Source organism: Ignavibacteriales bacterium (genome assembly GCA_026390595.1).
Taxonomy (GTDB): Bacteria; Bacteroidota; Ignavibacteria; order UBA10030; family UBA10030; genus UBA9647.
On record JAPLFQ010000007.1, the window covers coordinates 23,184 to 45,278 of the forward strand.

Annotated in this window: 22 protein-coding genes; 1 reads left to right on the forward strand and 21 read right to left on the reverse strand. The window is 54.6% G+C overall.

Annotated elements, in window-relative coordinates; genetic code table 11:
- Positions 1-6 precede the first annotated feature (6 nt).
- From NTU47_02515 to NTU47_02570, 12 genes are all read right to left on the reverse strand, one after another.
- The gene (locus NTU47_02515) at positions 7-552 is read right to left on the reverse strand and encodes a methyltransferase domain-containing protein (GenBank protein ID MCX6132662.1); all 546 of its coding nucleotides are present in this window, start codon (positions 550-552) and stop codon (positions 7-9) included.
- A 112-nt stretch (positions 553-664) separates the two neighbouring features.
- The gene (locus tag NTU47_02520) at positions 665-1,123 is read right to left on the reverse strand and encodes a GNAT family N-acetyltransferase (GenBank protein ID MCX6132663.1); all 459 of its coding nucleotides are present in this window, start codon (positions 1,121-1,123) and stop codon (positions 665-667) included.
- Positions 1,123-1,647 carry a putative metal-dependent hydrolase gene (locus tag NTU47_02525; GenBank protein ID MCX6132664.1) on the reverse strand — a complete coding sequence of 175 codons (525 nt, stop codon included), beginning with the start codon at positions 1,645-1,647 and terminating at the stop codon, positions 1,123-1,125. Before NTU47_02525 ends, NTU47_02520 begins: the two co-directional genes overlap by 1 nt.
- A 41-nt stretch (positions 1,648-1,688) precedes the next feature.
- Positions 1,689-3,569, reverse strand: a complete 1,881-nt coding sequence (locus NTU47_02530; GenBank protein MCX6132665.1) for a PQQ-binding-like beta-propeller repeat protein — start codon at positions 3,567-3,569, stop codon at positions 1,689-1,691.
- Positions 3,566-3,955 carry a RidA family protein gene (locus NTU47_02535; GenBank protein ID MCX6132666.1) on the reverse strand — a complete coding sequence of 130 codons (390 nt, stop codon included), beginning with the start codon at positions 3,953-3,955 and terminating at the stop codon, positions 3,566-3,568. Before NTU47_02535 ends, NTU47_02530 begins: the two co-directional genes overlap by 4 nt.
- 81 nt (positions 3,956-4,036) lie before the next feature.
- Complete coding sequence (locus tag NTU47_02540) at positions 4,037-4,693, reverse strand: DedA family protein (GenBank protein MCX6132667.1); 657 nt, start codon at positions 4,691-4,693, stop codon at positions 4,037-4,039.
- 170 nt (positions 4,694-4,863) lie between these two features.
- Positions 4,864-7,008, reverse strand: coding sequence for a S46 family peptidase (locus NTU47_02545; GenBank protein MCX6132668.1), 2,145 nt, complete (start codon positions 7,006-7,008; stop codon positions 4,864-4,866).
- Between the two features lie 198 nt (positions 7,009-7,206).
- Positions 7,207-9,516: a hypothetical protein gene (locus NTU47_02550; GenBank protein ID MCX6132669.1), complete on the reverse strand. Its 2,310-nt coding sequence runs from the start codon at positions 9,514-9,516 to the stop codon at positions 7,207-7,209.
- Between the two features lie 103 nt (positions 9,517-9,619).
- The gene (locus NTU47_02555; GenBank protein MCX6132670.1) at positions 9,620-10,648 is read right to left on the reverse strand and encodes a zinc-binding dehydrogenase; all 1,029 of its coding nucleotides are present in this window, start codon (positions 10,646-10,648) and stop codon (positions 9,620-9,622) included.
- A 241-nt stretch (positions 10,649-10,889) separates the two neighbouring features.
- Positions 10,890-11,957: a serine hydrolase gene (locus tag NTU47_02560; protein MCX6132671.1), complete on the reverse strand. Its 1,068-nt coding sequence runs from the start codon at positions 11,955-11,957 to the stop codon at positions 10,890-10,892.
- Positions 11,958-12,019: 62 nt separating this feature from the next.
- Positions 12,020-13,402 (reverse strand): M20/M25/M40 family metallo-hydrolase, encoded by a 1,383-nt coding sequence (locus NTU47_02565; protein ID MCX6132672.1) that lies wholly within the window; start codon positions 13,400-13,402, stop codon positions 12,020-12,022.
- Between the two features lie 44 nt (positions 13,403-13,446).
- Positions 13,447-14,112, reverse strand: coding sequence for an NAD(P)H-binding protein (locus NTU47_02570; GenBank protein MCX6132673.1), 666 nt, complete (start codon positions 14,110-14,112; stop codon positions 13,447-13,449).
- Between the two features lie 175 nt (positions 14,113-14,287).
- Here NTU47_02570 and NTU47_02575 point away from each other — a divergent pair, with 175 nt between their 5' ends.
- Positions 14,288-14,680: an ACT domain-containing protein gene (locus NTU47_02575; protein ID MCX6132674.1), complete on the forward strand. Its 393-nt coding sequence runs from the start codon at positions 14,288-14,290 to the stop codon at positions 14,678-14,680.
- 5 nt (positions 14,681-14,685) lie between these two features.
- Here NTU47_02575 and hisIE read toward each other — a convergent pair whose 3' ends face one another.
- Genes hisIE through NTU47_02620 form a run of 9 tightly spaced genes read right to left on the reverse strand, consistent with a single transcriptional unit; the run spans position 14,686 to position 22,033 of the window.
- Positions 14,686-15,330 (reverse strand): bifunctional phosphoribosyl-AMP cyclohydrolase/phosphoribosyl-ATP diphosphatase HisIE, encoded by a 645-nt coding sequence (hisIE, locus tag NTU47_02580; GenBank protein ID MCX6132675.1) that lies wholly within the window; start codon positions 15,328-15,330, stop codon positions 14,686-14,688.
- Positions 15,327-16,082, reverse strand: a complete 756-nt coding sequence (gene hisF / locus NTU47_02585) for an imidazole glycerol phosphate synthase subunit HisF (protein ID MCX6132676.1) — start codon at positions 16,080-16,082, stop codon at positions 15,327-15,329. Before hisF ends, hisIE begins: the two co-directional genes overlap by 4 nt.
- Positions 16,083-16,088: 6 nt before the next feature.
- A complete protein-coding gene (gene hisA / locus NTU47_02590; protein MCX6132677.1) occupies positions 16,089-16,811 on the reverse strand; it encodes a 1-(5-phosphoribosyl)-5-[(5-phosphoribosylamino)methylideneamino]imidazole-4-carboxamide isomerase in 723 nt (240 codons plus the stop codon).
- Positions 16,805-17,392: an imidazole glycerol phosphate synthase subunit HisH gene (gene hisH, locus NTU47_02595; GenBank protein MCX6132678.1), complete on the reverse strand. Its 588-nt coding sequence runs from the start codon at positions 17,390-17,392 to the stop codon at positions 16,805-16,807. The genes hisA and hisH overlap by 7 nt, the downstream gene beginning before the upstream one ends.
- On the reverse strand, positions 17,389-18,480 hold the full coding sequence (hisB, locus tag NTU47_02600; GenBank protein MCX6132679.1) for a bifunctional histidinol-phosphatase/imidazoleglycerol-phosphate dehydratase HisB: 1,092 nt from the start codon (positions 18,478-18,480) through the stop codon (positions 17,389-17,391). Before hisB ends, hisH begins: the two co-directional genes overlap by 4 nt.
- Complete coding sequence (hisC, locus tag NTU47_02605) at positions 18,477-19,526, reverse strand: histidinol-phosphate transaminase (GenBank protein ID MCX6132680.1); 1,050 nt, start codon at positions 19,524-19,526, stop codon at positions 18,477-18,479. Before hisC ends, hisB begins: the two co-directional genes overlap by 4 nt.
- Positions 19,527-19,537: 11 nt before the next feature.
- Positions 19,538-20,827, reverse strand: coding sequence for a histidinol dehydrogenase (hisD, locus tag NTU47_02610; protein MCX6132681.1), 1,290 nt, complete (start codon positions 20,825-20,827; stop codon positions 19,538-19,540).
- On the reverse strand, positions 20,824-21,699 hold the full coding sequence (gene hisG / locus NTU47_02615; protein ID MCX6132682.1) for an ATP phosphoribosyltransferase: 876 nt from the start codon (positions 21,697-21,699) through the stop codon (positions 20,824-20,826). The genes hisD and hisG overlap by 4 nt, the downstream gene beginning before the upstream one ends.
- Before the next feature lie 37 nt (positions 21,700-21,736).
- On the reverse strand, positions 21,737-22,033 hold the full coding sequence (locus NTU47_02620) for a YerC/YecD family TrpR-related protein (GenBank protein MCX6132683.1): 297 nt from the start codon (positions 22,031-22,033) through the stop codon (positions 21,737-21,739).
- Positions 22,034-22,095 lie beyond the last annotated feature (62 nt).

Here is a 22,095-nt window from a genome sequence, read left to right on the forward strand (position 1 = left end):
GCCGGGTCAGAGGCGCCGGAACACAAGTACCTGCCACGCGAGCGTCGTACGTTTGTACGTTAATGAGAATCCCTGTGAGAGGACGAGAGCTTCTAGCTCCGCCCAGTCGTGCCAGAAAGGATGAAACGACCAGCCCAAGATCCGGGCGAGGGCCATGTGCCCCTTGAACAGGCCCTTCATAAGAATGTTTTCCTTCGGGTGGCTTAAAGCGTATACGCGCTTCGTTTTTCCGGTCGAAGATATCACGAGAGAACAAATGTCCTCATAGCAGCAAACGACCTTGTCGAGCACGGTAATGTCGCATGCTGTGATTGATGACGCGAGAGCCGCAAAGTCGCCATTGACGTATTCAGTGCGCCCTTTCAGTCCGAGTATTTCTGCAAATTTCCGTGCTTCCTGAAGCATCCCTTCGGAGATATCGACACCGAGAGAGGTTGCTGCGCCGCGTTGAAGGAGAGAAAGGTGCAGCGAGCCGACGCCGCAACCGATATCAAGCACTGTGCTGCCGGCGAGAGGCGCCGTTCCGATGCCGTCGAGGAGGTACTTCTGCACGGGTTCCAGTCCGCCGCTGCGAAAGCGCCGGGCGTAATAACGGGACCAACGGCTGAAGAACGCGTTGGTTCCGCAACAATCCCCGCCGGGTGAGCAACATGGAGTCATAAGGTCACAGGACGAAATCCATCTCGTACATTCTATAGTGAGAATGCTTCATCCCGAGGCGTTCATAAATCTGACGTGCCCGGGCATTGTTCTCTTCGACATACAGACGAATCCCGCAGATGTCGGGGCGGCCGGCTGCGAGAGCATGGATGTGGTCAAAGAGCGATTTGAAGACACCGGCTCCACGCGCCTCGTTGGCAACATACACACTCTGGATCCACCAGAATGTTCCGTTGCGCCAGTCGCTCCACTCGTAAGTGATCATGGTTTGTCCGACCACCGTGCCCCCTGACTCTGCAAGAAAATAAATTCCTTTTGAGGGATCGGCGAGAAGTGCCTCAACGCCTTGTTGAAGCAGCTCAGCGTCAAGCGTCTTCGATTCGGTTTCGAGAGCAATCAGCTCGTTGAAGCGGGCAACGACGGCCGCATCAGCGACCGTGGCTTGTCGAATTGTGATATCCATTACCAGCCCATTCTCTGACGTTGCGCGGTGATGTGTGCGACGTGGTGCCTTCCATGCCACGCGTAGAGCTGAAGCACACGATCGAGGTTCATCGGTCCGTTTTGCGGATGGATCAGCGTCCTCGCGAACTGTTCGGGTTTCATCGAGCGGAGAAACATCGCCCACCGCGCATGAAGAGACTCCATCAGAACCAACGAGAGCTCGGGGGGAGCAAGCTTGCCATCAACGAGTTCTGCCCAGAGCTGCTCATGATATGGTTTGATCGTCGGATTCTCCTCAGTGACGGCCAGCTTGAAACGAATATATGCGTTCATATGACTGTCGGGAAGGTGATGAACCTGTTGCCGGATTGTCCATCCGCCTTCGCGATACGGCACATCGAGCCGCTGATCTGAAAGGCCGCGTAGCGCCTCGCGGAGCTTCTGCGGTACCCACGCGATCTGGTTGATAAGCGCCTGGCGATCAGTGTCAGTGATGGTCAGCTTTGGATCGAATGTGCCGACGGGATAGCGGATATCTGACATACGTGTTTCTCCTTCTCCTCGCGATGTCACGAGTACGTTGATTATTGAGCGTGTTCCAGAAGCGTGAGAGAGCCGTCAAGATCGGACACAAGGATGTGATGGCTGTCCACGATTGTCGGTGTGTGTACGATGGTTACGCCAATCCGGTGGACCCACGCCACCGTGCCGGTCGCCGCGTCGAGTGCGTACACAAATCCGTTCTTTGTGCCAAACATGACTTCGCCATCGTGCTCGATGGGCATGGAAGGATCGATATCGTATCCGTAGCCGCACGCCGAGGCCCAGACCGCCGTTTGCGTTGGCGCTCTTGAAGAGAATGCCACCACCGTGTCGGTCATACACCGGGCGTAGACGCGCTCGCCGTCCTGCGAAATGCCCACACACTCACGCACTTGATAGCGTTTGGACCGCCACACAGTCTTTCCGGTCCCGGCATCGATTGCGGTCATGAAGCGGTCGGGCCCCACGACAAAGATCTTTCCGTCGGCAGCAACCGGCCAGCAGGCAGCAGGCGAGTAAAGAATACCGGCGTTTCCGTTGGTCCATTTCCATGCAAGGGAGCCATCCTTTGCGTTCAATGCGTAAAGAAAAGTATCCCACGCGCCAAAGACCACGTTACCCTTATAAAGAAGCGGTTTTGTTTCGACGAAACCACCGACGCCGGCATATTCCCACTTGACCCTTCCTGACGAAAGATCAATCGAGCGGAAAACCCCGTCACTGCCGCCGATATAGACAGTTCCTTCGTCAATGGCGGCCGCGGCGACAACGGGGGCGCCAGTGACCACCTTCCAGGCCAGCGTTCCGGTTTTGATCTCCAGGCAGTAGATATTTCCGTCGGACGAACCAATCACGACTTTTCCTTCGGAAGCATCGGGGGTCGAATAGACGGTCGATCCTGTTTTGAAGCTCCACTCCGTCGCACCATTCTTCAGAGAATAGCAAAACACACCGCCGCTGCTGTTCCCGATGACGGCATAGTCACGCCAAACGGCCGGTGTTGAAGCGATGGTGAATCCTGTTTTGACAGTCCAAAGTGGTCTGACGTCCTTATACGATGCATTGACAGTGAATTTTGGCCGGACGGTCGAGGAAGTGTCATGAGAGAAATCCTGTGGGCCAAGGCGGAGCGCGTACCACGGTTGCTTCAAGCCCGGACCGGGGATGCGTTCTGAGAAGAGGGCGGAATCTTTTCGAACCTCAACAATCGTGTAGCCGCCAGTTGAATTGTTCGCACGAAGATTCGAGCGACCCATAATTCCCGGAATCCCCTCGAAATTCATAGCGAGGTTGCCGTGCCCGTGGCCGACAAGCGCCATCTGGGTGTTCTTGTGCTTCAGTTTTTCCGTGACTGTGTACCAATTGTCGATTTCGGGATTGAGAGGATAATGAGTGACAAAGATGAGAGGTTTGTTATCAGGAAACGTCGTCAGAATTGAGTCGAGCCAGCGCACGTCCTCGGCAGAAAAATGCCCGTCTCCCATTTTCATAATGGGTCCTTCATGCATGCCGACGAACTGCACGCCGCCGTACTGAAAGACGAACCGGTCTTTTCCCCAGAGCGAGGAAAACGTTGTGCATCCGGAGGGGGACCATTTTGTGTCGTGGTTGCCCGGGATGATGTAGTACGGCTTCTTCAGACTGTCGAGAATTGCTTTGGCGAGATCCAGTTGAACATCGAATCCCATTTCGGTGATATCTCCTGAAAGGATGACGAAAGCAACGTCGTCCATTGCGTTGATGTCGCGAATCGAATTGCCGAGGTCCGCGGCACCCGTGGTGCTGCCAACGTGTGTATCGCTCAACCAGGCGAATCGAAACTTCTGCGGTTGGCTGAAAGCGGCGGAGAAGATACAGCACAGTATGAGAATTGCCGCACTGCGAATCGAGTGCTTCATAGAATAGATATGGAGGCGCGTCATTCTGGGATAATTGCGTCGACTTCGATTTCGACGAGCATATCCGGATCGACGAGAGCAGTCACAGCAAGCATCGTCGATGCAGGGCGGATATCGCGAAAGAATTCACCGTGGGCCTTCCCCACAGCCTGCCAATCGTTGATGTTGGTAAGAAACGTCCTGGTACGCACGACATCTTTCATGCTTGCCCCAGTCTTCTGCAGGGCGGCTTCGATGATCGTGAACGCCCGCACGGCCTGGGCGTATGCGTCCCCTTTGGCGACAACTTTTCCGTCGGAGCCAACACCGGTGGTGCCGGCAACATGAATATAAGGTCCAACGCGGACGGCGCGTGAGTACCCAACGATGGTTTCCCACGGCGCACCGCTGGAGATTGTCTGTCGCGGCATGGCTTTGTTCCTTCGAAAATCTGTATTCTTGCTTTCTGCTTGTTGTCCGACAGAGGATCTGTCCAAGAATGCTGGGGGAAGTCAGGGACGGACGCTCTTCATTTTCTTCAACTGCATCCTGATTACTTCTACGACAGTCGGTATGCCCGGAATCAGCACAAGCGCAATGATCACGAGACTGAAGTTATTCTTCACGAATGGTACGCTGCTAAAGAAATATCCAGCCGGCACAAAGAGAAGTACCCACAAGGCTCCGCCAACGACGTTGAACATGATGAACCGCCTGTAGGTCATGCTGCCGATGCCGGCCACGAACGGCGCAAAGGTCCGGATAATCGGGATGAAGCGTGCAATGATAATCGTTTTGCCGCCATGTCTTTCGTAGAACTGGTGGGTGCGAACAAGATATTCTCTGTTCAGGAACCGACTCTTCTCCTGGTGAAAGACTTTCGGTCCGACGTAGTATCCGATCCAATAATTGAGTGTGTCGCCAAGGATGGCAGCCACAATCAGCAGTATGATTGAAAGCGTCAAATCGAGTGCTTGAATGGCTGCGAGGGATCCCACCGCGAAGAGCAGCGAATCTCCGGGCAGAAACGGAGTCACTACAAGGCCTGTTTCACAGAAGACAATGAGGAATAGGATGGCATAGACCCATGCACCGTACTGGGTGCACAGATCAAACAGATGCTTATCGAGATGAAGGACGATTTCAAGTAGGTCCTGAAGGAAACCCATGCGTTACTCCTGCGTGAACGATCGGTGAGAACATGTGCTGCACGTGCCATTGCACACCATAGAATATCACTAATAACCCGTTTTCTCAAGGCCTACGACCGCCCCAAAGGCATGGGGCGGCCTGAGACAGCCGGAGCTGAGATACACGGATCGGTTGATCAGGTTCCTTTTTAGAGTCCGAGTTCTTTCAATACGTGCGCCGCGCCTCCCACCTTCTCCGTCACCCAGAGCACATACCGGATATCCACCGCAATCGAGCGGCTGTACGATTCGCTCCAGGCATAGTCGTTGATGGTTGCTTCATAGGCGCGGTCGAAGTTCACGCCGATCAGTTCTCCTTTGGCATTCATCACCGGGCTCCCGGAGTTGCCCCCCGTCGTATCCATATCATAGAGAATAGCCACGGGAACGTCTTTCAACTTCGCGTTCTTGTACTTGCCGAAATCCTTCGCCTTGTAGAGATCGAGCACCTTCTGCGGGGTTGCGTACGGGTCTTTGCCCGTCGTCTTTTCTATTACGCCTGTGAGTGTCGTGATCGGACTGTAGTGTGTCGCGTCAGCGGGAGTGTATCCCTTGATCCGACCGAAGGTGAAACGGAGTGTGCTGTTCGCATCGGGAATGAAATTAGTCTTCTGATACTGCTGCTTCACATCGACGAGCAACGCCGAGAGCTTTGAAAGCGCTCCTTCACGCCGCTGACGCGTCTCGCGAAGCTTCTGGTATGTTGCGTACATCAACTGTGCCGCACCGATGAACGGATCCTTCATTTGTTGCAGCTCAGCAAGCGGTTTCCCGAATGAGGAGAGCAGAACGCTTTCATCGGTCAATTTCGTTTGCGCATACGCCTGATCGATGGTCTGGTCGATTTCCTGTTCCGTACGCCCTCTGAATTGCTTCTCGATAGCTTCGATTCTCTGATTCTCCGGCAGTGCAAGTGCCTGCATGACGATGTGCTTGAGAAACGCTCTGTCTGTCGGCTCGTAGTAGTTTCTCAGTCCGGATTTCAGCCCCTGTTTGGTGTTGGCGAGGTTCCGTTCCGTGTATGCTGGAAGGCGCTCCATGTCAGGCTTCTGCATTTCGATCGCTGATTCATAGAGCGCAAACCCGTAACTCAGAAGCTGAGAGTTGGAGCGGAGGTTATCGAGGATGAGTTCAGAGGCACCGCGCTCGGACATTTCCTGATACACTTTTCCGATTTCCTCAAGCACTGTGCCATACTGCGCTTTTCTCTGCTTATCGGCATCGATGAATTGCTGGAGGAGTTGTTCTTCCCCCTGTTTGTTCTCCGTGAGATGAAGTCGATTCATCCCGAGGAGTTTGCCCCGGTAGTTCTTCATTGTGTTGGCAAGCCCCTTGATGCGCGCATCATGCTTCAGTGCGATCGCCCGATCATTCTTCCCGATAGCTTCCATGGTGGCAATCTGCCAGTCATAAAGATCCGCAACGTACGGCATTCGGATGTTCTCTTCATATGCCATGTAGTGGGACGTTCTATGCCTGAATGTGCGCCCGGGATAGCCGAGGATAAACGCGAAATCGCCCTCGTCAACTCCAGCCGGATTCACTTTGAGAAACTTCTTGGGATGGTACGGAACATTGGTTGAGGCATATTCAGCGGGTGAGCCGTCGGGGGTGGCGTACGCACGCAGGAAGGAAAAATCGCCCGTGTGCCGAGGCCAGACCCAGTTGTCGTTCTCACCGCCGAATTCTCCGATGGAACGCGGGGGAACATACACGAGCCTGACATCGCGAAGAACCGTTGAAAGAAAGAGCACATACGTTTTGCCCGCAAACATCTCCGACACTTCAGCCCGCTTACCCGAATACTTCTTTTCGGCCTCAGCGACGATTTCCCTGATCTTCTTCTCGATGGCTTTTGTCCGATCGGCAAGATCCATCTTCTCACTCAAGACGCCCAGGACGTCTTTTGAGACATCTTTGTACGATTCCAGGATTCTGGCCGAGATCCCGCGTGCCTGGATCTCCTCTTCGCGGACTTTCGCGAGGAAACCATACGTGACATAATCATTCTCTTTTGTGCTGGCAGCCTGCACAGCCCCGAAGGCACAGTGATGGTTCGTGATGATCAGCCCGTCCTTCGAGACGAACGAACCGGTGCATCCGCTCAGCTGCACAACAGCATCGATGAGGCCGATACCGTTGGGATTGTAGATCGCTTTGGGGTCAATCTTGAGCCCCTTGGCTTTCAGATTGAGTTTATAGAGCTCGCTGATGGGATACATTCCCTCGTCGGCGAGAACCAGCTGTAAGACGACAATCAACGTGAACATAGTGAAAAGCAGGCGCTTGAACATGGTGAAGTCTCCCTGTAAGAAATGTGTGTGGAGAGAGTGTATCCAAAATTTGGAGAAAAGCCAAGGACAGGTTGAAACGAGGGGTGAATAGTGAAGAGTAAACAGTAAACAGCAAACACGTAAGACAACACCCTTTTGCTATTGGCGATTAGCTTGCAGAACTGACGACTGGACAGTAGAACTTCTGAACTTGAAACCCTAGACTCGAAACTGTTTTAAGAACACCTTTACGTCTCCGAACTTCATGTCGAGCCGATGGTCGCGTGATGTCGCCCCCCCTTCTGATGCTGCCAGCGGCTGAGGAAAACGAACATCCCGCTCTCCGTCGCTCGAAGCTATGATGGTTGCAGCGTCGCGGGTCGCCCGGACACAATCAGGCTTCGAACTCCAGAGTCGTACGCCTGCGCTTGTTGCAAGCCAGCGCAACAGTTCGACAGGAACAGGTCCGCTTCCGACATAGACCGACTCGAAACCCGCGTGCATTTTCGAGGCGAACGCAATGTCGCTGGAGTCAAACCATGTGCCAAGGAGGCTAACCGAAGCATCGCCTGGCTCGACGGCGAAGCGGGGGGAATGTTCTTTCGCCACTCCGAACTTCTGATTGATATTCGCCCCTTCATGCATGAAATCGGCCTGTATCATCATCGATCCCGGCTGATCCAATCTCCTGAACTTGAACCCTGTCAGATCTTCCATTTGTGCCGGGTTCAAACCGGAGGGAGTAAGATAACCCGGGGCGTAGTACCAAAGCACGGTCGCCTTGCTGTCCTTCAAAATGCTCTTGAGCTGCGACGCTTCCTCTTTTGTAAGATAAAAGAGATTCGGCATGATGAACAAGCGATACCGCTTCGCGTCTTCCTTCTTCAAATCGAACCGATAAAGAAAATCGATAGGTGCGCCGATCCTGTTCAGCGTCCTTGCCTGGGTATTCACGAGCCAATGGTTGAAGAAATCGGTGATGGAAATGCCGAACCCTTTCCAGGGTTCTTCCGCTTTCCAGTGTTGGGTGACGAGGAAGCTTTTGACGTCGTACACAGCTGCGATCTCGGCAACGGAGCGCGTGTCAAACTGCGTGCGCGTCTTCTGGCCGAGGTCAGCCCATGTCCGGATCTCCTCGATCATCGGAGCATCGTCATACCAACCCTTCTTTGCCTTGAAGGTTGGAACGTGGCCGAATTCAAACAGCCACCCGCCGTTCCCCTGAGCAAGGACCTGGGTTAAATCGCGGCGTAGAATGTGCAGCGTGCCATCCACCGTGTCGAAACCTGAGCCTCCCTCGGTGGTTTTCTCCGGTTCGAGATAGGTGCTCGGATCCATCTCGGCGATGTACATTTTCTTGTGCCGGCGCAAGGACTCGAGGAGCACCCTGTATCCTCCGTCGCCGCCGACTCCTCTTGCTCTGCCCATCCAGTTGCCCGCGTCATCCACGATGTCGCTTTCCCACCGCTGTTTGCCGGGAACGTTTCCGTGCTCGTAGGTGTATGGGGAAGCAATGTAATCGATGTCGTTCGACTCGAGGATCTTTTCCGGGGACAGGTACCCTGCTTCCTGGATGCACACGTTCTCCATGACATAGCAGAAGAACACGCCCGCAATAAGCCTGCGCCGGGTTTCTTTTTTTGTGATCCGCGCAAAGTGAAGGACCGTCTCAGAAGTGTTCTCGTGGAACTTCCTGTAGAATTCTATGACGTCGCTTTCTGCCACCGGATCGCGGAGCAAACCGTAGGTCGTGCGCATGCGCGCTTCTGGCGAAGGAACCGGTCCGGCGAGACGCTGCATTGGATTGCTGTAGTCCGGCATGTAGCGGGAGCCTGTATGGTGCCACTCGGCCGTCATTGCGCCGGAAAGATGATAGCCGATGATTCTGCTTCGCAGGGGAGAGAGTTCCATGTGGCGCAGGAAATCCTGCAGTGCGTTGCTCATCTCCGATTTCCATACGTCGGAAGCGAGCGAAGCGGCGTATACATCAAAGACGCAATTCCAATCGAACCCGCTGTCGATCGCTGTCTTGCCCATCTTGAACTGGGTCTTGTCGATGGGAAGCCCGTATTGAGTGAGCTCGTCCGGGTGGGTATCCTTCCACCAGAGGGGGGCGTAGAGGTGAAGCCTGGGAAGAAAGAACGCGTCGGGGTCGAGCGAAAGGAGTTTCGCAAAATACTGGTCAACAGAATCCCAGTTGTACTTGTCGGGGCCAACCCAGCCGTTCTCTATACTGATCAACGGGTGAAAGTACTTGATGCCCGAGGCCTTGAAGCTCTTGATGGTATGGATCAGGCCTGAACTTCCTGCGAAGAGAGGATACTCTTCTTTGCCGTTGACATAGAGCCGTGGTCCTCCGCGTTCGAAGCGAATGGCAGATGTTGCCGCGCTCTCGCCTTCGAGTTTCTGAAAACTCTTCAGAATCGAAGGATTGGAGGGCATATCGAGGTATTCAAATCGCGGCAGGCGGGGAATGGCAGCCGAGCCAAGTGCAAGGCCGAGTAGCTTCATTGTTTCACGGCGATTCATGTGACCTCTTTGATGTTTGGGAAGATCTATAGCCTGCGAGAGCTGCGGTCAGGACGGAAAGAAGCATCACGGAGCGGGATCCTCTCGCGCGTTGAACCGGAGTTCAAGTGACTATCACAGTTCGGACGCCGCCGCCAAATTGTTCGAGGGCGTCAAGCGTTTGATTGATGGCACCGGCATCCAGCGAAACCGTGCGCGTAATGACCTTCGAAGTGTCGAGTACTTTGCGCCGCGCAAGTTCTACCACAAGAGGAAGCTCCGAGAGCAGGTGATCGTTAGAGCCGATGATTTCGACTTCGTTCCCGAGCAACTCATAATAGGGGTCGATTTCGAGTGGCTTGTTGCTGACGCCTGCGATAACGGCCCTGCCGAGAACCCCCAAACATTGAACTGATTGCCGCATTGTTTGCGGGAGTCCGATCAACTCCAGTGAGACGTTCACCCCGCTGCCCTGAGTGAGTCTCCTGATTTCTGCAACCGGATCGACCAGTCTGGCATTCACCGGAAGGGCGCCATAGGATGTGGCGAGTTTCAATCTCTCCTCGTTGATGTCGACAGCATACACATCCAACGCGCCGAATGCCCGAGCGAGCTGAATGGCAGACATTCCAAGTCCGCCGACCCCGAAGACTGCGACGGATTCTCCCGCCTTGAGTCTGGATTTGCGCAGAGTGTGGAAGGCCGTGGCAGAAGCGCACATCAATGTCGCCCCTTGCTCGAAGGGAATTTCTTCCGGAAGCGGTATGGCATTGCGTTCAGGCACGACGATGTATTCCGCATAGCCGCCGTTTGTATAGTGACCGAGCATGAGGCAATGCGGGCAGAATTGCTCGTTTCCTGTGCTGCAATGATAGCAATCGCCGCAGGTGAGATTGTAGTGAATGCAGACACGGTTGCCGATCCTGGCGGCAGAGACCTGCGACCCGACCTGCTCGATTACTCCGGCGATTTCATGCCCCAGCGTCATGGGGAGAGGACGGACAGGAGCAAGACCCGATCTGTAATGCGCATCGGAATGACAGATGCCGGCGGCACGGACACGCACGAGCACATCCCTTTCTCCAACGGCGGGAATGGGGATTTCCTGCATCTGCAGGGGTTTTCCTACTTCTATGAGGCGGACTGCTTTCATGGACATAATCTCTCAGTTTAGAATTATCAAGTCATCGGTCGGACAACATATGTTTGCAATGGCGTCAGGAGTTACCTCCTGACGCCAACAGGCCCAGGTTCTCAAATTCGGGCACTGAAGTGTCAGGACGTTCCGCTTTCCCGAATCCCGCTATGTGACGGAATCCTGAAAAGCGGGAGAAGTCCTGACACCGGCCCTTCTGGAAATAGTACTTTTTGGACAGCTCAGCATGTGCTGGGTTCTATTGCGCCAGCATCAAATCCACGATCTTCCTCGCGAGCTCGATCGGCTCTCCTTCGTTGCGGTTTGTCAGTATGATAACTGTCAGATGCTGATCCGGTAAACGGAGGATCGCGTTTCGAAACCCTCTCGTTGAACCAGTGTGGTAGACTGAAGTGATGTTCTTGTAAGGTTCGATGAACCAACCATATCCGTATTTCGTCTGAGTACGGTCGTTCAACACGCCGGGTGTAAACGATTGCCGGCGCAATGAAGCGCTGATTATTTTGTCTAAGTAGAGGTTCTGATCCCATGTAGAAAGATCTTCGACCGAAGAATAAATTCCGCCATCCCCCAACACCGCGCTTGTGTTGCTCTGGTCTGTCCGGACATAGCCCTTGTCTGTCCGTGAGTGACCATAGGCCCGGTTGACGACTGTGGAGATTCCATTCTGGAACGCCACTGTATGGCTCATTCCGAGCGGTTCAGAAATGTTCTGCTTGAGGAATTGTGCGAAGGACTGTCCGGAGACTTGCTCCACGATCAGGGCAAGCAAAGCGTACCCCGAGTTGCTGTACTTGAATTTCGCCCCCGCCGGGAAATACATCGAATCAATCCTGCTGAGCAGCCTCAACACGTCAGCGTCGAGTACTTGCACCGTTTGGGTATCGGGAACAAAATCCTCATAATCCACCAGTCCTGATGTATGATTAAGAAGATGTCTGATCCGTACATCGCGGGCATAGCCAGGGAATCCCGGCAGAACATCGGGCAGGCGACTGTCCAGGGAGAGCTTCTCCTGATCGATCAGTTTCAGGATTGCCGTGGCGGTGAATTGCTTTGTGACGGATGCAAGGCGGTAGTTGGTGGATATGGATGCCAGGACGTTGTTCTCGACGTCTGCGAGACCGTAGGCCTTACTATAGAGCACCTTGCCATCATTGATTACCGCGAGAGATGCTCCTGGAACACCCGGTTGATTGAAGTCGGAAAAGAGCGCATCGATGGATTCTGAAAGAGATCTCTGCCCCGCGTAGGGGGCACAGGAGAGGAAGCAAAATGTGAGGAGGACACAAAGCGAAGTCTTCACGATGCCTCACGACGAAAGTTGACCCCGCGAAGGCATGGTGCCTTCGCGGGGTGTATTCGAGCTTACATTCCTTCTTGCGCGAGGACGAACGTGAGAATCGCCATCGCGGCAGCCCCAAGAGCCAGCTCGCGTTCGTTGACAGCACCAAGGTTGTCGTTTTCAGAGTGATGTGAGTCGAAGTATCGTTGTGTGTCAACAGAAAGCGCGATGAGCGGAACGCCCTTCTGAGCGAGGGGACTGATATCGGCAGCACCGCCGCCGAGTTGAATGCGATCGGCGCCAAATGAAGCGAGGAGGGGTGCCCAGGGCGACATGCGCTTGTAGGCAGCCGTATCGGCGATTCCGAACCCGCGGGGCATGAATCCACCTTCGTCGGATTCAAGCGCGGCAATGTGTTTCTCGCCGGGACGATCCTTCGCGGCATAGCCGATGCCGCCGCGAAGCCCGTTTTCTTCATTCATGAACATGACTGCGCGGATTGTTCTCTTTGGTTTCAAACCCAGCTTCTTCAGAATACGAAGCGCCTCGATCGATTGCACGCAACCGGCCCCATCGTCGTGAGCTCCCTGGCCAATGTCCCAGCTGTCAAGATGTCCGCCCATGACTATTACTTCGTCGGGCTTCTCAGTACCACGTAATTCGCCTACGACGTTTGCTGATTCAACATCGGGAAGCATTGTGGCCGACAGTTTCAATTGGATGCGGACCTTTGTTCCTTGAGCAAGGAGCTTGCTCAACTCTTCGGCACCGCGTGTGCTGATCGCAACGCCGGGAACCTTCTTCACCGAATCCGCGTAGCCCATGCCACCGGTGTGAGGGAAGTCGTCGACGCGGGTGGTCATGGAACGCACCAACGCCGCGACACCGCCGGCTTTCGCCGCCATATTAGCGCCGCCGCCGCGCTGATCGACGGCTCCGCCGTACGCCGCGAATGTCGAGAGGAGCGTTCGATCCATCGGTCTGTTGAAGAAAACGATCTTTCCTTTTGCCTTATCCCCAAGATTCCGAAGCTCTTCGAATGATTTCACTTCTATCACGTCGGCCGTGATACCCTCGGCCGGTGTCCCGACGCTTCCGCCCAGCATGGTGATCTTGAGTTTTTCCTTTTTTCCAGAGGGCAACAAAAGGTAACCCTCTTCGACCGGTCCACGCACCCAACGGGGAACCATCACAGGCTCGAGATGAACATTGTCGAAACCGTACTCTTCCATTTTCTGTTTCGCCCACTCGACGGCCTTGGCCGCCTGAGGAGATCCGCTGATTCTGTGTCCGACCTTCGTGCACAGGTCGGTGAGGTTCTCCATCGACATGTTCGATCCCAACGCCTCTTTGATGATCCTTTGAGCGTCAGCTTCGTGGCGCTGCACGACGGATGATTGTGCGGCCAGCAGGGAAGTCATGAACACGACAAAGAAGGTGATGATCATGAGTCTCGATCTGTGCATGTGGATTTGTTCTCCGGATAATGAGTGTACTGAACAGCGATTACTTAAACCTGACCCAGAACCTGAATACGTTCGGATTCATAGATTGCGACGCCGGCAATTTGTTGTTTCGCGACAGCGAGCATCGCTTTTGCAACCGTCAGCGCATAAATAGCCCGATACCTGCGCAAGCTGCCTGCCAGAGCGAAGGAAAGAGACTTCATCAGAACAATCGCCATCTTCTCGCCGCGGCGGAGTTCCTTCCTGTCGCCAAGCAGAAACGATGGTCGAAAAATCTGAACTGCCTTGTAGGGCAGCTTTGACACCGCATCCTCCACTTCGCCCTTGACCCGGCTGTAAAAAACGCGGGAGTTCGTGTTTGCACCTACTGAAGAAACCATCAGAAATTGTTCTGCGCCGTTGTTCAGGGTGAGGGCTGCAGTCTGGACGACATACGTACAATCGACCTTCCGGAAAGCTTCCTGTGACCCCGCGACCTTGATCGTTGTTCCCAGGCAGCAGAACACATCATGAGCGCGAAGAGAGTCCTTGTGCTTGTCGAGTTGGTCGAAATTCACCACATACTCCTGAAGCTTCGAATGCCGCAAAGCCAGTGGCTTTCTCACCAAAACAGTCACCTGGTTGTAAGCATCGTCGTCAAGCAAGAGCTGCAGAAGGTGTCCGCCAATGAGGCCGCTGGCACCGACAAGAAGAGCTGATCGTGATTGCACTGTCAATGTACGGGGGTGAAGGGATTCGCAATGTCTGATGAATACTACTGAATTTTGTCCTGTCGATCAATCAATGCGGGATACAAACTTGCGGGAGAGCACGGGATGTGGTACATTTTCCAAGCACAGGCTTTCTGCTTCCACAACTCATCCGACCGATGAAGGGCTCTTCGCAATGAGGAAACTGAATCTTCACATGCTTGGGGAAACTTTCACGATCAACAAACTTCCTCAATTCGCCGAAATCCCATCCATCCTGAGCCAGGGCGACATGGTCTTCATCGTCAGGACGGATGAAGAATTGTCGATCGTCTGCCCCGACTACATGGCGCCGAACAACGTGCAGCAGGAACTTGGGTGGAGGTGCTTCAAAGTCGATGGCGAGATGAAGTTACAGGAGGTTGGTGTGCTTTCCTCGCTTGCCCAGCCCCTGGCTGAGGCCGGCATCCCGATGTTCGTTGTCAGTACGTTCAATACGGATTATGTCTTCGTCATGGAAGAGAATCTTGTGAATGCTGTGCACGCACTGCAACAAGCGGGACATACGTTTCTTCACAAAGAGACATAGTAGTCTTATCCCGCCGGTGAAGTTGTCTTTGTTTCCCCAATCGCCGGTTTGACCATTCTCTTCTTCAGTACTTCCGTCACATCTCCCAGCGCCATTCCCTGATCCTGAAGAAGCACGAGAAGATGATACAGAAGATCAGCCGCTTCCTCTTTGAGCGCGTCCTTGTTGTTTTGCATGGCTGCGATCACCGATTCAACAGCTTCCTCGCCGACCTTCTGTGCGATTCTGGGGGTTCCCTGTGCAAAGAGTCTCGCCGTATACGATTCGGCAGATTTCTGCTGCCGGCGTTCCCGGATGATTTCTTCCAGACCTTCAAGCACGTTGTCGGACTCTGAGCTCTTTTCCTCCCCAAAGCAGGTGAACGATCCGGTGTGACACACAGGTCCTGCCGGAATCGCCCGCACGAGAAGCGCATCGCCATCGCAATCGATCTGCATCGATGACACGGCAAGTGTGTTGCCTGATGTTTCTCCTTTTTGCCAGAGGCGCCCCTTGGTTCTGCTCCAGAACGTGACCTTTCGTTCCTGAATCGTTTTCTGCACCGCGTCCCTGTTCATAAATCCGACCATCAACACCTGGTTGGTCGTCGTGTCCTGAATGATGGCAGGGACCAGGCCGTTCAACTTGGCGAAATTGAGTTTGTCGATCATAATCGTACCGGTATTGTATTCATGTCCAGGAATTCCTTGATTTCCATCAGCGAAATCTGCTGATAGTGAAAAATACTCGCCGCGAGAACAGCGTCAGCGTTGCCGAGGGTGATGGCGTCTCTGATATGTTCTTTTGATCCCGCTCCGCCGGATGCGATCAGGGGAACGCTTGTGCAGGCCGAAATTGTCCGCAGCAATTCGAGATCGTACCCTTCTTTTGTACCGTCAGTATCCATGGAAGTTACGAGGAGCTCACCGGCTCCGCGCCTGACCGCTTCCTGTGCCCACGCAATTGCGTCGAGCGTTGTTTCTTCCGAGCCTCCCTTGATCCAGACTCCCCATCCGTTCGACCGTCGTTTCGCGTCAATTGCCGCCACGATCGATTGTGCGCCGACAGCCGTGGACGCTTCCTGAAGAAAATCGGGGCGCTGGATGATGGCGGTGTTCAGGGATACCTTGTCTGCTCCCGCATCGAGCGCACGAAGAACATCATCAACCGTGCTGATCCCGCCGCCGACAGTGAACGGGATTTGGATCGCCCTGGCGACGCGCTCCACGATCGAGAGAAATGTCTTGCGTCCTTCCTGCGAAGCGCTGATATCGAGAAACACCAACTCGTCGGCCCCTTCGTTGGAGTAGCGCGCAGCGAGCTCGACCGGATCGCCTGCGTCGCGCAAATCGACGAATTTTGTCCCCTTCACGGTTCTGCCGTCCTTGACATCGAGGCATGGGATGATACGTTTTGTCAGCATGCGGTGTCAGGCCTTAGATAATCGGGACAGCTCGGACGGGTTCAGGTGTCCTTCGTAAATTGCTTTACCGACCACGGCTCCCCAGCATCCGGCCTTCTCCACGCTTTCGATGTCGCTTATCCGGGAAATACCTCCGGAAGCGATAAAGTGGAGAGTTGGAAATTCCGTGCTCAACGTGGAGTAGAGCCCTGCGTTCGCTCCTTCCAACATCCCGTCTTTGTCGATATCGGTGCAGAGGAAATATGAAGCGCCAAACTGGGACATCGACTCAATGAAGACAGAGGGAGTCAGGTTCGCCTGTGCGAGCCAGCCCGAATGAGCGACACATCCGTCTCGGACATCGACGGCGATCACAAATCGATCGCTGCGGAACTCTCTGAGCCATTCCTGAACGATATGGGGCGTTTTGACGGCGACACTGCCGATCACGACGCGTGTGGCACCCGCGATGAACAGATATGAAATGTCGCTTCGCGACCTGATACCGCCGCCGACGTGGGCGTGAATTCCCGGAACGCGGAGCACAGCCTCGATTGCTTTTCGGTTCACGATGCGCCCCATCTTCGCTCCCTCGAGGTCGACGATATGCAGATGGTCTAGACCGCTTTCTACGAACGAGCGTGCCACGTCTGCAGGCGAGTCCGAATACACTTTCTGCGTCGCGTAATCTCCCTGGCGAAGCCGGACGCACTTTCCTTCAAAAATGTCTAGAGCCGGATAGATTAGCATAATTCCGAGAAATTCCTCAGCAGTTGAAGCCCGGCGTTTCCCGACTTTTCCGCATGAAACTGAACGCCGTAAAAGTTATTGTGTTGAACAGCAGCAGAGAACTCTCTTCCGTATTCTGTCGAACCGATCGTATCGGGCACGAGCGGTGCGGCATATGAATGCACAAAGTAGAAGAACTCGCCATCGGGGATTCCTTGAAACAGGGGACTCTGAGTCTTGAGGTGCACGCGATTCCAGCCCATGTGCGGTACTTTCATCACGGTATCATCGAATCGGGCTACGCGTCCCGGAACGATTCCAAGGCATGCTGTGTCGCGTTCATCTGAATGCTCGAAGAGAATCTGCATGCCGATGCAGATGCCAAGGAACGGAACCCGGATTGTCGGGAGCCAACCGAGCAGCCCGCCGCGGTTCAATGACTCAATGGCCGAGCGCGCCTCGCCTACGCCCGGAAGCATCAACTTGTCTGCCCGTTGAAGCTCCTGCACGTTCCGCGAGACAAAAAACTGTTTGTCGAGCCTTTCCAGTGCATTGCCAAGCGAACGGATGTTACCCGCTCCGTAATCGACGATGCCTATCACAGTATTCCCTTCGTCGATGGGAGTGTTGATGGCGATCGCTGGTCGAGGGCGACCGCCTGCTTCAGCGTTCGTGCAACGGATTTGAATATCGCTTCAATCTTGTGATGGTCGTTCCGCCCCTGGACGGTGATGTGCAGATTCGCGCGAAGTCCATCTGCTAGAGCACGGAAAAAGTCCTCCACGAGTTCCGTCGGAAACTCTCCAACCTTTTCCCGCTCAAACGTACCGTTGAAGACAAAATAAGGCCGGTCGCTGAGGTCGAGAGCAACCTGTGCTGACGATTCGTCCATCGGGAGAAGAAAACCGTACCGTTCGATTCCCCGTTTGTCACCTAATGCCTGCCGGATGGCAGTTCCGATTGCCAGGCCTGTGTCTTCGACCGTGTGGTGTTCGTCGACCCGCAGGTCTCCTTTCGTGGAGACCGTCAGATCAAGAAGAGAGTGTTTCGAGAGCTGGGCGAGCATATGGTCGAAGAAACCAACGCCGGTGTCGATGGTGTGCTTGCCCGTACCGTCAAGCGCAACGCCGATGGAGATGGATGTCTCGGCTGTGGTCCTTTCGACATGCGCCGTCCGCTCACTCCGGACCATATAGTGGCACGCTTCGAGAAAATCCGTTGTCACAAAATCTGCATTGCTCTGGACATCAGAAGAAAGCCGGATTGTTTTGCAGCCGAGGTTCTTTCCCAGCTGAACATCCGTCTCACGATCTCCAAAGACGAATGAGCGCGAAAGGTCAAGAGAATGTTCCTTCAAATATGGGTCAAGCAGACCCGTTTTTGGTTTGCGGCAGTTGCACTGGTCTGCCGGAACATGCGGGCAGACAAAAACCTGCGAGAACGCAATTCCTTCCCCCGCGAGAATACGGAGGAGTTTGTTCTGTGGGGCCTCGAATGCTGCAAGGGGGTAGCGGTCGGTTCCCAATCCGTCCTGGTTTGTGACCATGACAAGTTGAAATCCGCGGTCGCAGAGGAGTCGCAGCCCTTCGATGGCATGAGGGATGAGCTCGAGCTTGTCCAGCGAGTCGATTTGCTCGTCCGGGGGTTCGACGATGATTGTGCCGTCGCGATCGATAAATACTGCCTTCATGGGTTCAGTTCCTTCAGGGCGGTAAGGAGAAAATCGTTCTGTTCGGGAGTCCCGACAGAGATCCTGATGCAATTCGACAGCTTTGGCTCGGAACTCCGATCGCGCACAATGATACCACACTGGGCAAGTTTTTGGTGAATACCCGGGGCGTCGTTGACGCGGACGAGGAGGAAATTCGAGTCAGATGGGAACACCTGTTTCACACAACTCACCTGCCCAAGTTCCCGGATGAGACGGTTGCGCTCTGTGGTCGTCGCTGAGACGCTCTTCAAAACGTGCGTGGTTGTTTCCAACGCTTTGAGAGCTTCAACACTTGTCAGCATATTGATGTTGTAGGGAGCTTTGGATTTCATCAGGTACGAGACGATCAGCGGATGAGTTACCGCATATCCAAGCCTGATTGCAGCCAGCCCCCATGCTTTGGACAGCGTCCTGAGCACGACGAGGTTGGGATTGCGATCAAGAGCGCTGATCACTGATTCCGCTTGTGCGAAATCGAAATACGCCTCATCGACGACAACAATAGAAGACGTCGCCGCACAGAGGGCAAGGATATCCTCGCGTCGCAGCAGGTTGCCGGTTGGGTTGTTGGGAGAACAACAGAAGATCAGTTTCGTGCTCGCACCGGTTTTCTGCCGCACTGCATCGAGATCGATCTGAAAATCATCGGTCAGGAGACAAGAATTCACCTTCACGTCATTCACGTCGGCAGCGACGCGATAAACGCCGTACGTCGGTTCAAGAATGAGGACGGAATCGGTGCGCGGCTCGCAGAAGATACGGATCAATAAGTCGATGACCTCATCCGATCCGACACCGACGAAGATATTTCCGGCCTCGACGTTGTGGAGCTGCGCAATCCTGGACCGAAGCTGTTGTTGCGACGGATCAGGATATCGATTCAGTTCCAGACCGTCGAACGTCACGGCGCCTCCAAAAGCGTTCTCATTTGCGTCGAGGAGGACTCCAGAGGTATAATCCTGTCTTGCACTCCGATAGGGCTTCAACCTGCGGATATTGGGGCGTATAAGGGCTTCAATGTCCATTGTAGGTATGCTCAGTTATCAAATCGAATCGATACCGCGCGGGCATGTGCTTCGAGTCCTTCGACTCCGGCCAGTGTCGTCAGTGTGGGGGCGAGCCGCTTCAATCCATCGCGTGTAATGCTTTGAAACGTGATGAGTTTTTGAAAGCTCTCCAGAGACACACCGCTGAACCAGCGAGCAGTTCCGCCCGTGGGAAGCGTGTGATTCGTCCCTGATGCGTAATCGCCGGCGGTGACAGGAGCGAATGGTCCGAGGAAGACGGAACCCGCATTCTGGATGAGCGGCACAAGGTCGTTCGGCTGCCGGACGTTGATTATCAGATGCTCAGGGGCGTACAAGTTGGAAAACGCGGCTGCTTCCTTCAACGATTGCACGACCACGACGAAGCTCGTTTCAAGAGCCTTCGCCGCGACGGCATTGCGGGGAAGCTGCATCAGTTGCCGGTCGATTTCGTCGAGCACGTTCTTTGCCAGGCGGTCACTGGTCACAGCGAGCACTACCTGTGATTGAGGGTCGTGCTCGGCTTGCGAGAGCAAATCGGCTGCGACGATTCGTGCATGGGCAGTGTCGTCGGCAATGATCAGCAGCTCGGAAGGGCCGGCGAGCAGATCGATAGCGGCGCCCTCGGGGTCGGATGCGACAAACCGCTTTGCCTCGGTGACATATTGATTTCCCGGACCGAAAATCTTGTCCACTCGCGGCACCGACTCCGTTCCGAATGCCATGGCAGCGATGGCTTGAGCTCCTCCGATGGCATACACTTCATGAAGTCCAATCTGCGCGGCTGCGGCAAGAACGACCGGATCAGGTAATCCGTTCGCTTTCGGCGGCGAGCAGAGAATGATACGCTTGCAGCCGGCGAGCAGCGCCGGTATGCCGAGCATCAGTACGGTGGATGGGAGGGGGGCCGATCCGGCGGGGACGTAGAGTCCCACCGTCTCGAGAGCGCGCTGTTCACGCCAGCACACGACGCCGATTTCGGTTTCGAGTTCTTCTTCTTTTCTGATCTGTGAAGCGTGAAACGCGCGGATGTTGCGCGCAGCCTGATCGATTGCTGCGAGAACAAAGGGAGGTACGGCCTTCTGAGCGGCTTCTATGGATGAAGGGTTCACCTTCACATCGATGACCTCAGCAGTATCGAATCGTTTGCTGTATTCCCTCAGGGCCGCATCGCCGCGTTTCTTCACATCAAGGCATAGTGCCTCGACGGAGCCTCGCGTGGAGCTTTCCGCGGTCCACAGACGGATACAAAGAGCTTTCTGCTCGTCGCCGGTGAGTTGTGCAGAGTGATAGAGTCTCATTGGATGATCGTCTCAATTGGTACAACAACAATGTCGCTTGCGCCTGCTTTCTTGAGTTTTTCCATCACGTCCCAGAATACATCCTCGGCGATGACGGAGTGGAGGGCCACCATCCCTTCCTCAGCCAGCGGGACAACCGTCGGGCTCTTCAGGCTCGGGATAATCTGCTTGAGCCGTGGGACCGCCGTCAAGGGCGCGTTCATCATCATGTAGCGCTTTCCTTTTGCCTGGAGGCTGCCCGAAATGCGGATGATAAGCCGCTCGACCAGCAGCTTCTTCCCGGGATTTTTCATCGTTTGCCGGTTGGCAATCAGAATTGCCTCCGAGTGCAGCACGACGTGCAGCGGGCGAAGGCCGTTCATCCGCGACGTTGTTCCCGTGGAGACGATATCGCAGATCGCATCCGCCACATCCAGTGTCGGCGCGAGCTCGACGGAGCCGCTCAGCTCGATCACCTCTGCTTTGAGTTTCTGTGAGCGAAGAAATTGCTTCAGCGTCGACGGATAGGTCGTCGCGATGCGCTTCCGGTTCAACTGACCGACCGTCCTGATTGCCGATCGCTGCGGGACGCTGATCGTCAGGCGGCAGTGGCCATATCCGAGCTTCGTGATGATCTCCACCTGAGCGCGCTTTTCGCGTACGATATTCTCTCCGACGATGCCGAGGTCCGCGACGGCGTCCTGCACGTACTCGGGAATATCATCATCGCGCAGCGCGAGGACGTCGAGATCAAAATTCCGGCATGGAGAGTAGAGGCTTTGTTTTTGAAATTCAAACTCCAGTCCGCATGCGCGAAGGAGGGCAAGAGAATCGTCCGTTAACCGTCCGCTCTTCTGAATGGCAATCTTCAGTCGACCGTTGTGCGCAATCATACTTTACCTTGATAAAGTGCTTTGGGCAAAAAAAACATCAGGAATTTTTTGGACCATCAAGACGCTTCAACATCATCGTGTAGCCGCCTTTTCCCTGCTTCAACCACTTGTGTACGCGCGCGATCGTCCTGGAACTCAGTCCGGTTTCCTTTTCGATGGCTGTGTAGGGGACTCCCTGGGAGAGCAAGCGGGCGACCTTCCACCGTTCGGCGAATTCGCGGATCTCCGTCTCAGTGAGCAGATCGCGTAGAAACCTGCGGCACTCCTCGAGGCTCTCCAGGCGTGTGATCGTCACGTACAGATCGTCGATATCTCGCTGCTTGATGTGTTTCATGCTTTACTCAGGTAAAGTATACATGAAGATCGGGAAATATGCAAGCGGGAACAGAAAGAAAT

Coding starts and splice junctions, on each gene's coding strand:
- NTU47_02540 (MCX6132667.1), bottom strand. CDS start 4,693: ATGGGTTTCCTTCAGGACCTACTTGAAATCGTCCTTCATCTCGATAAG.
- NTU47_02520 (MCX6132663.1), bottom strand. CDS start 1,123: ATGGATATCACAATTCGACAAGCCACGGTCGCTGATGCGGCCGTCGTT.
- NTU47_02555 (MCX6132670.1), bottom strand. CDS start 10,648: ATGAAAGCAGTCCGCCTCATAGAAGTAGGAAAACCCCTGCAGATGCAG.
- hisIE (MCX6132675.1), bottom strand. CDS start 15,330: ATGATCGACAAACTCAATTTCGCCAAGTTGAACGGCCTGGTCCCTGCC.
- hisA (MCX6132677.1), bottom strand. CDS start 16,811: ATGCTAATCTATCCGGCTCTAGACATTTTTGAAGGAAAGTGCGTCCGG.
- NTU47_02550 (MCX6132669.1), bottom strand. CDS start 9,516: ATGAATCGCCGTGAAACAATGAAGCTACTCGGCCTTGCACTTGGCTCG.
- hisG (MCX6132682.1), bottom strand. CDS start 21,699: ATGATTGCGCACAACGGTCGACTGAAGATTGCCATTCAGAAGAGCGGA.
- NTU47_02575 (MCX6132674.1), top strand. CDS start 14,288: ATGAGGAAACTGAATCTTCACATGCTTGGGGAAACTTTCACGATCAAC.
- hisD (MCX6132681.1), bottom strand. CDS start 20,827: ATGAGACTCTATCACTCTGCACAACTCACCGGCGACGAGCAGAAAGCT.
- NTU47_02525 (MCX6132664.1), bottom strand. CDS start 1,647: ATGTCAGATATCCGCTATCCCGTCGGCACATTCGATCCAAAGCTGACC.
- NTU47_02565 (MCX6132672.1), bottom strand. CDS start 13,402: ATGCACAGATCGAGACTCATGATCATCACCTTCTTTGTCGTGTTCATG.
- NTU47_02535 (MCX6132666.1), bottom strand. CDS start 3,955: ATGCCGCGACAGACAATCTCCAGCGGTGCGCCGTGGGAAACCATCGTT.
- hisF (MCX6132676.1), bottom strand. CDS start 16,082: ATGCTGACAAAACGTATCATCCCATGCCTCGATGTCAAGGACGGCAGA.
- NTU47_02620 (MCX6132683.1), bottom strand. CDS start 22,033: ATGAAACACATCAAGCAGCGAGATATCGACGATCTGTACGTGACGATC.
- hisB (MCX6132679.1), bottom strand. CDS start 18,480: ATGAAGGCAGTATTTATCGATCGCGACGGCACAATCATCGTCGAACCC.
- hisC (MCX6132680.1), bottom strand. CDS start 19,526: ATGGACATTGAAGCCCTTATACGCCCCAATATCCGCAGGTTGAAGCCC.
- NTU47_02545 (MCX6132668.1), bottom strand. CDS start 7,008: ATGTTCAAGCGCCTGCTTTTCACTATGTTCACGTTGATTGTCGTCTTA.
- NTU47_02530 (MCX6132665.1), bottom strand. CDS start 3,569: ATGACGCGCCTCCATATCTATTCTATGAAGCACTCGATTCGCAGTGCG.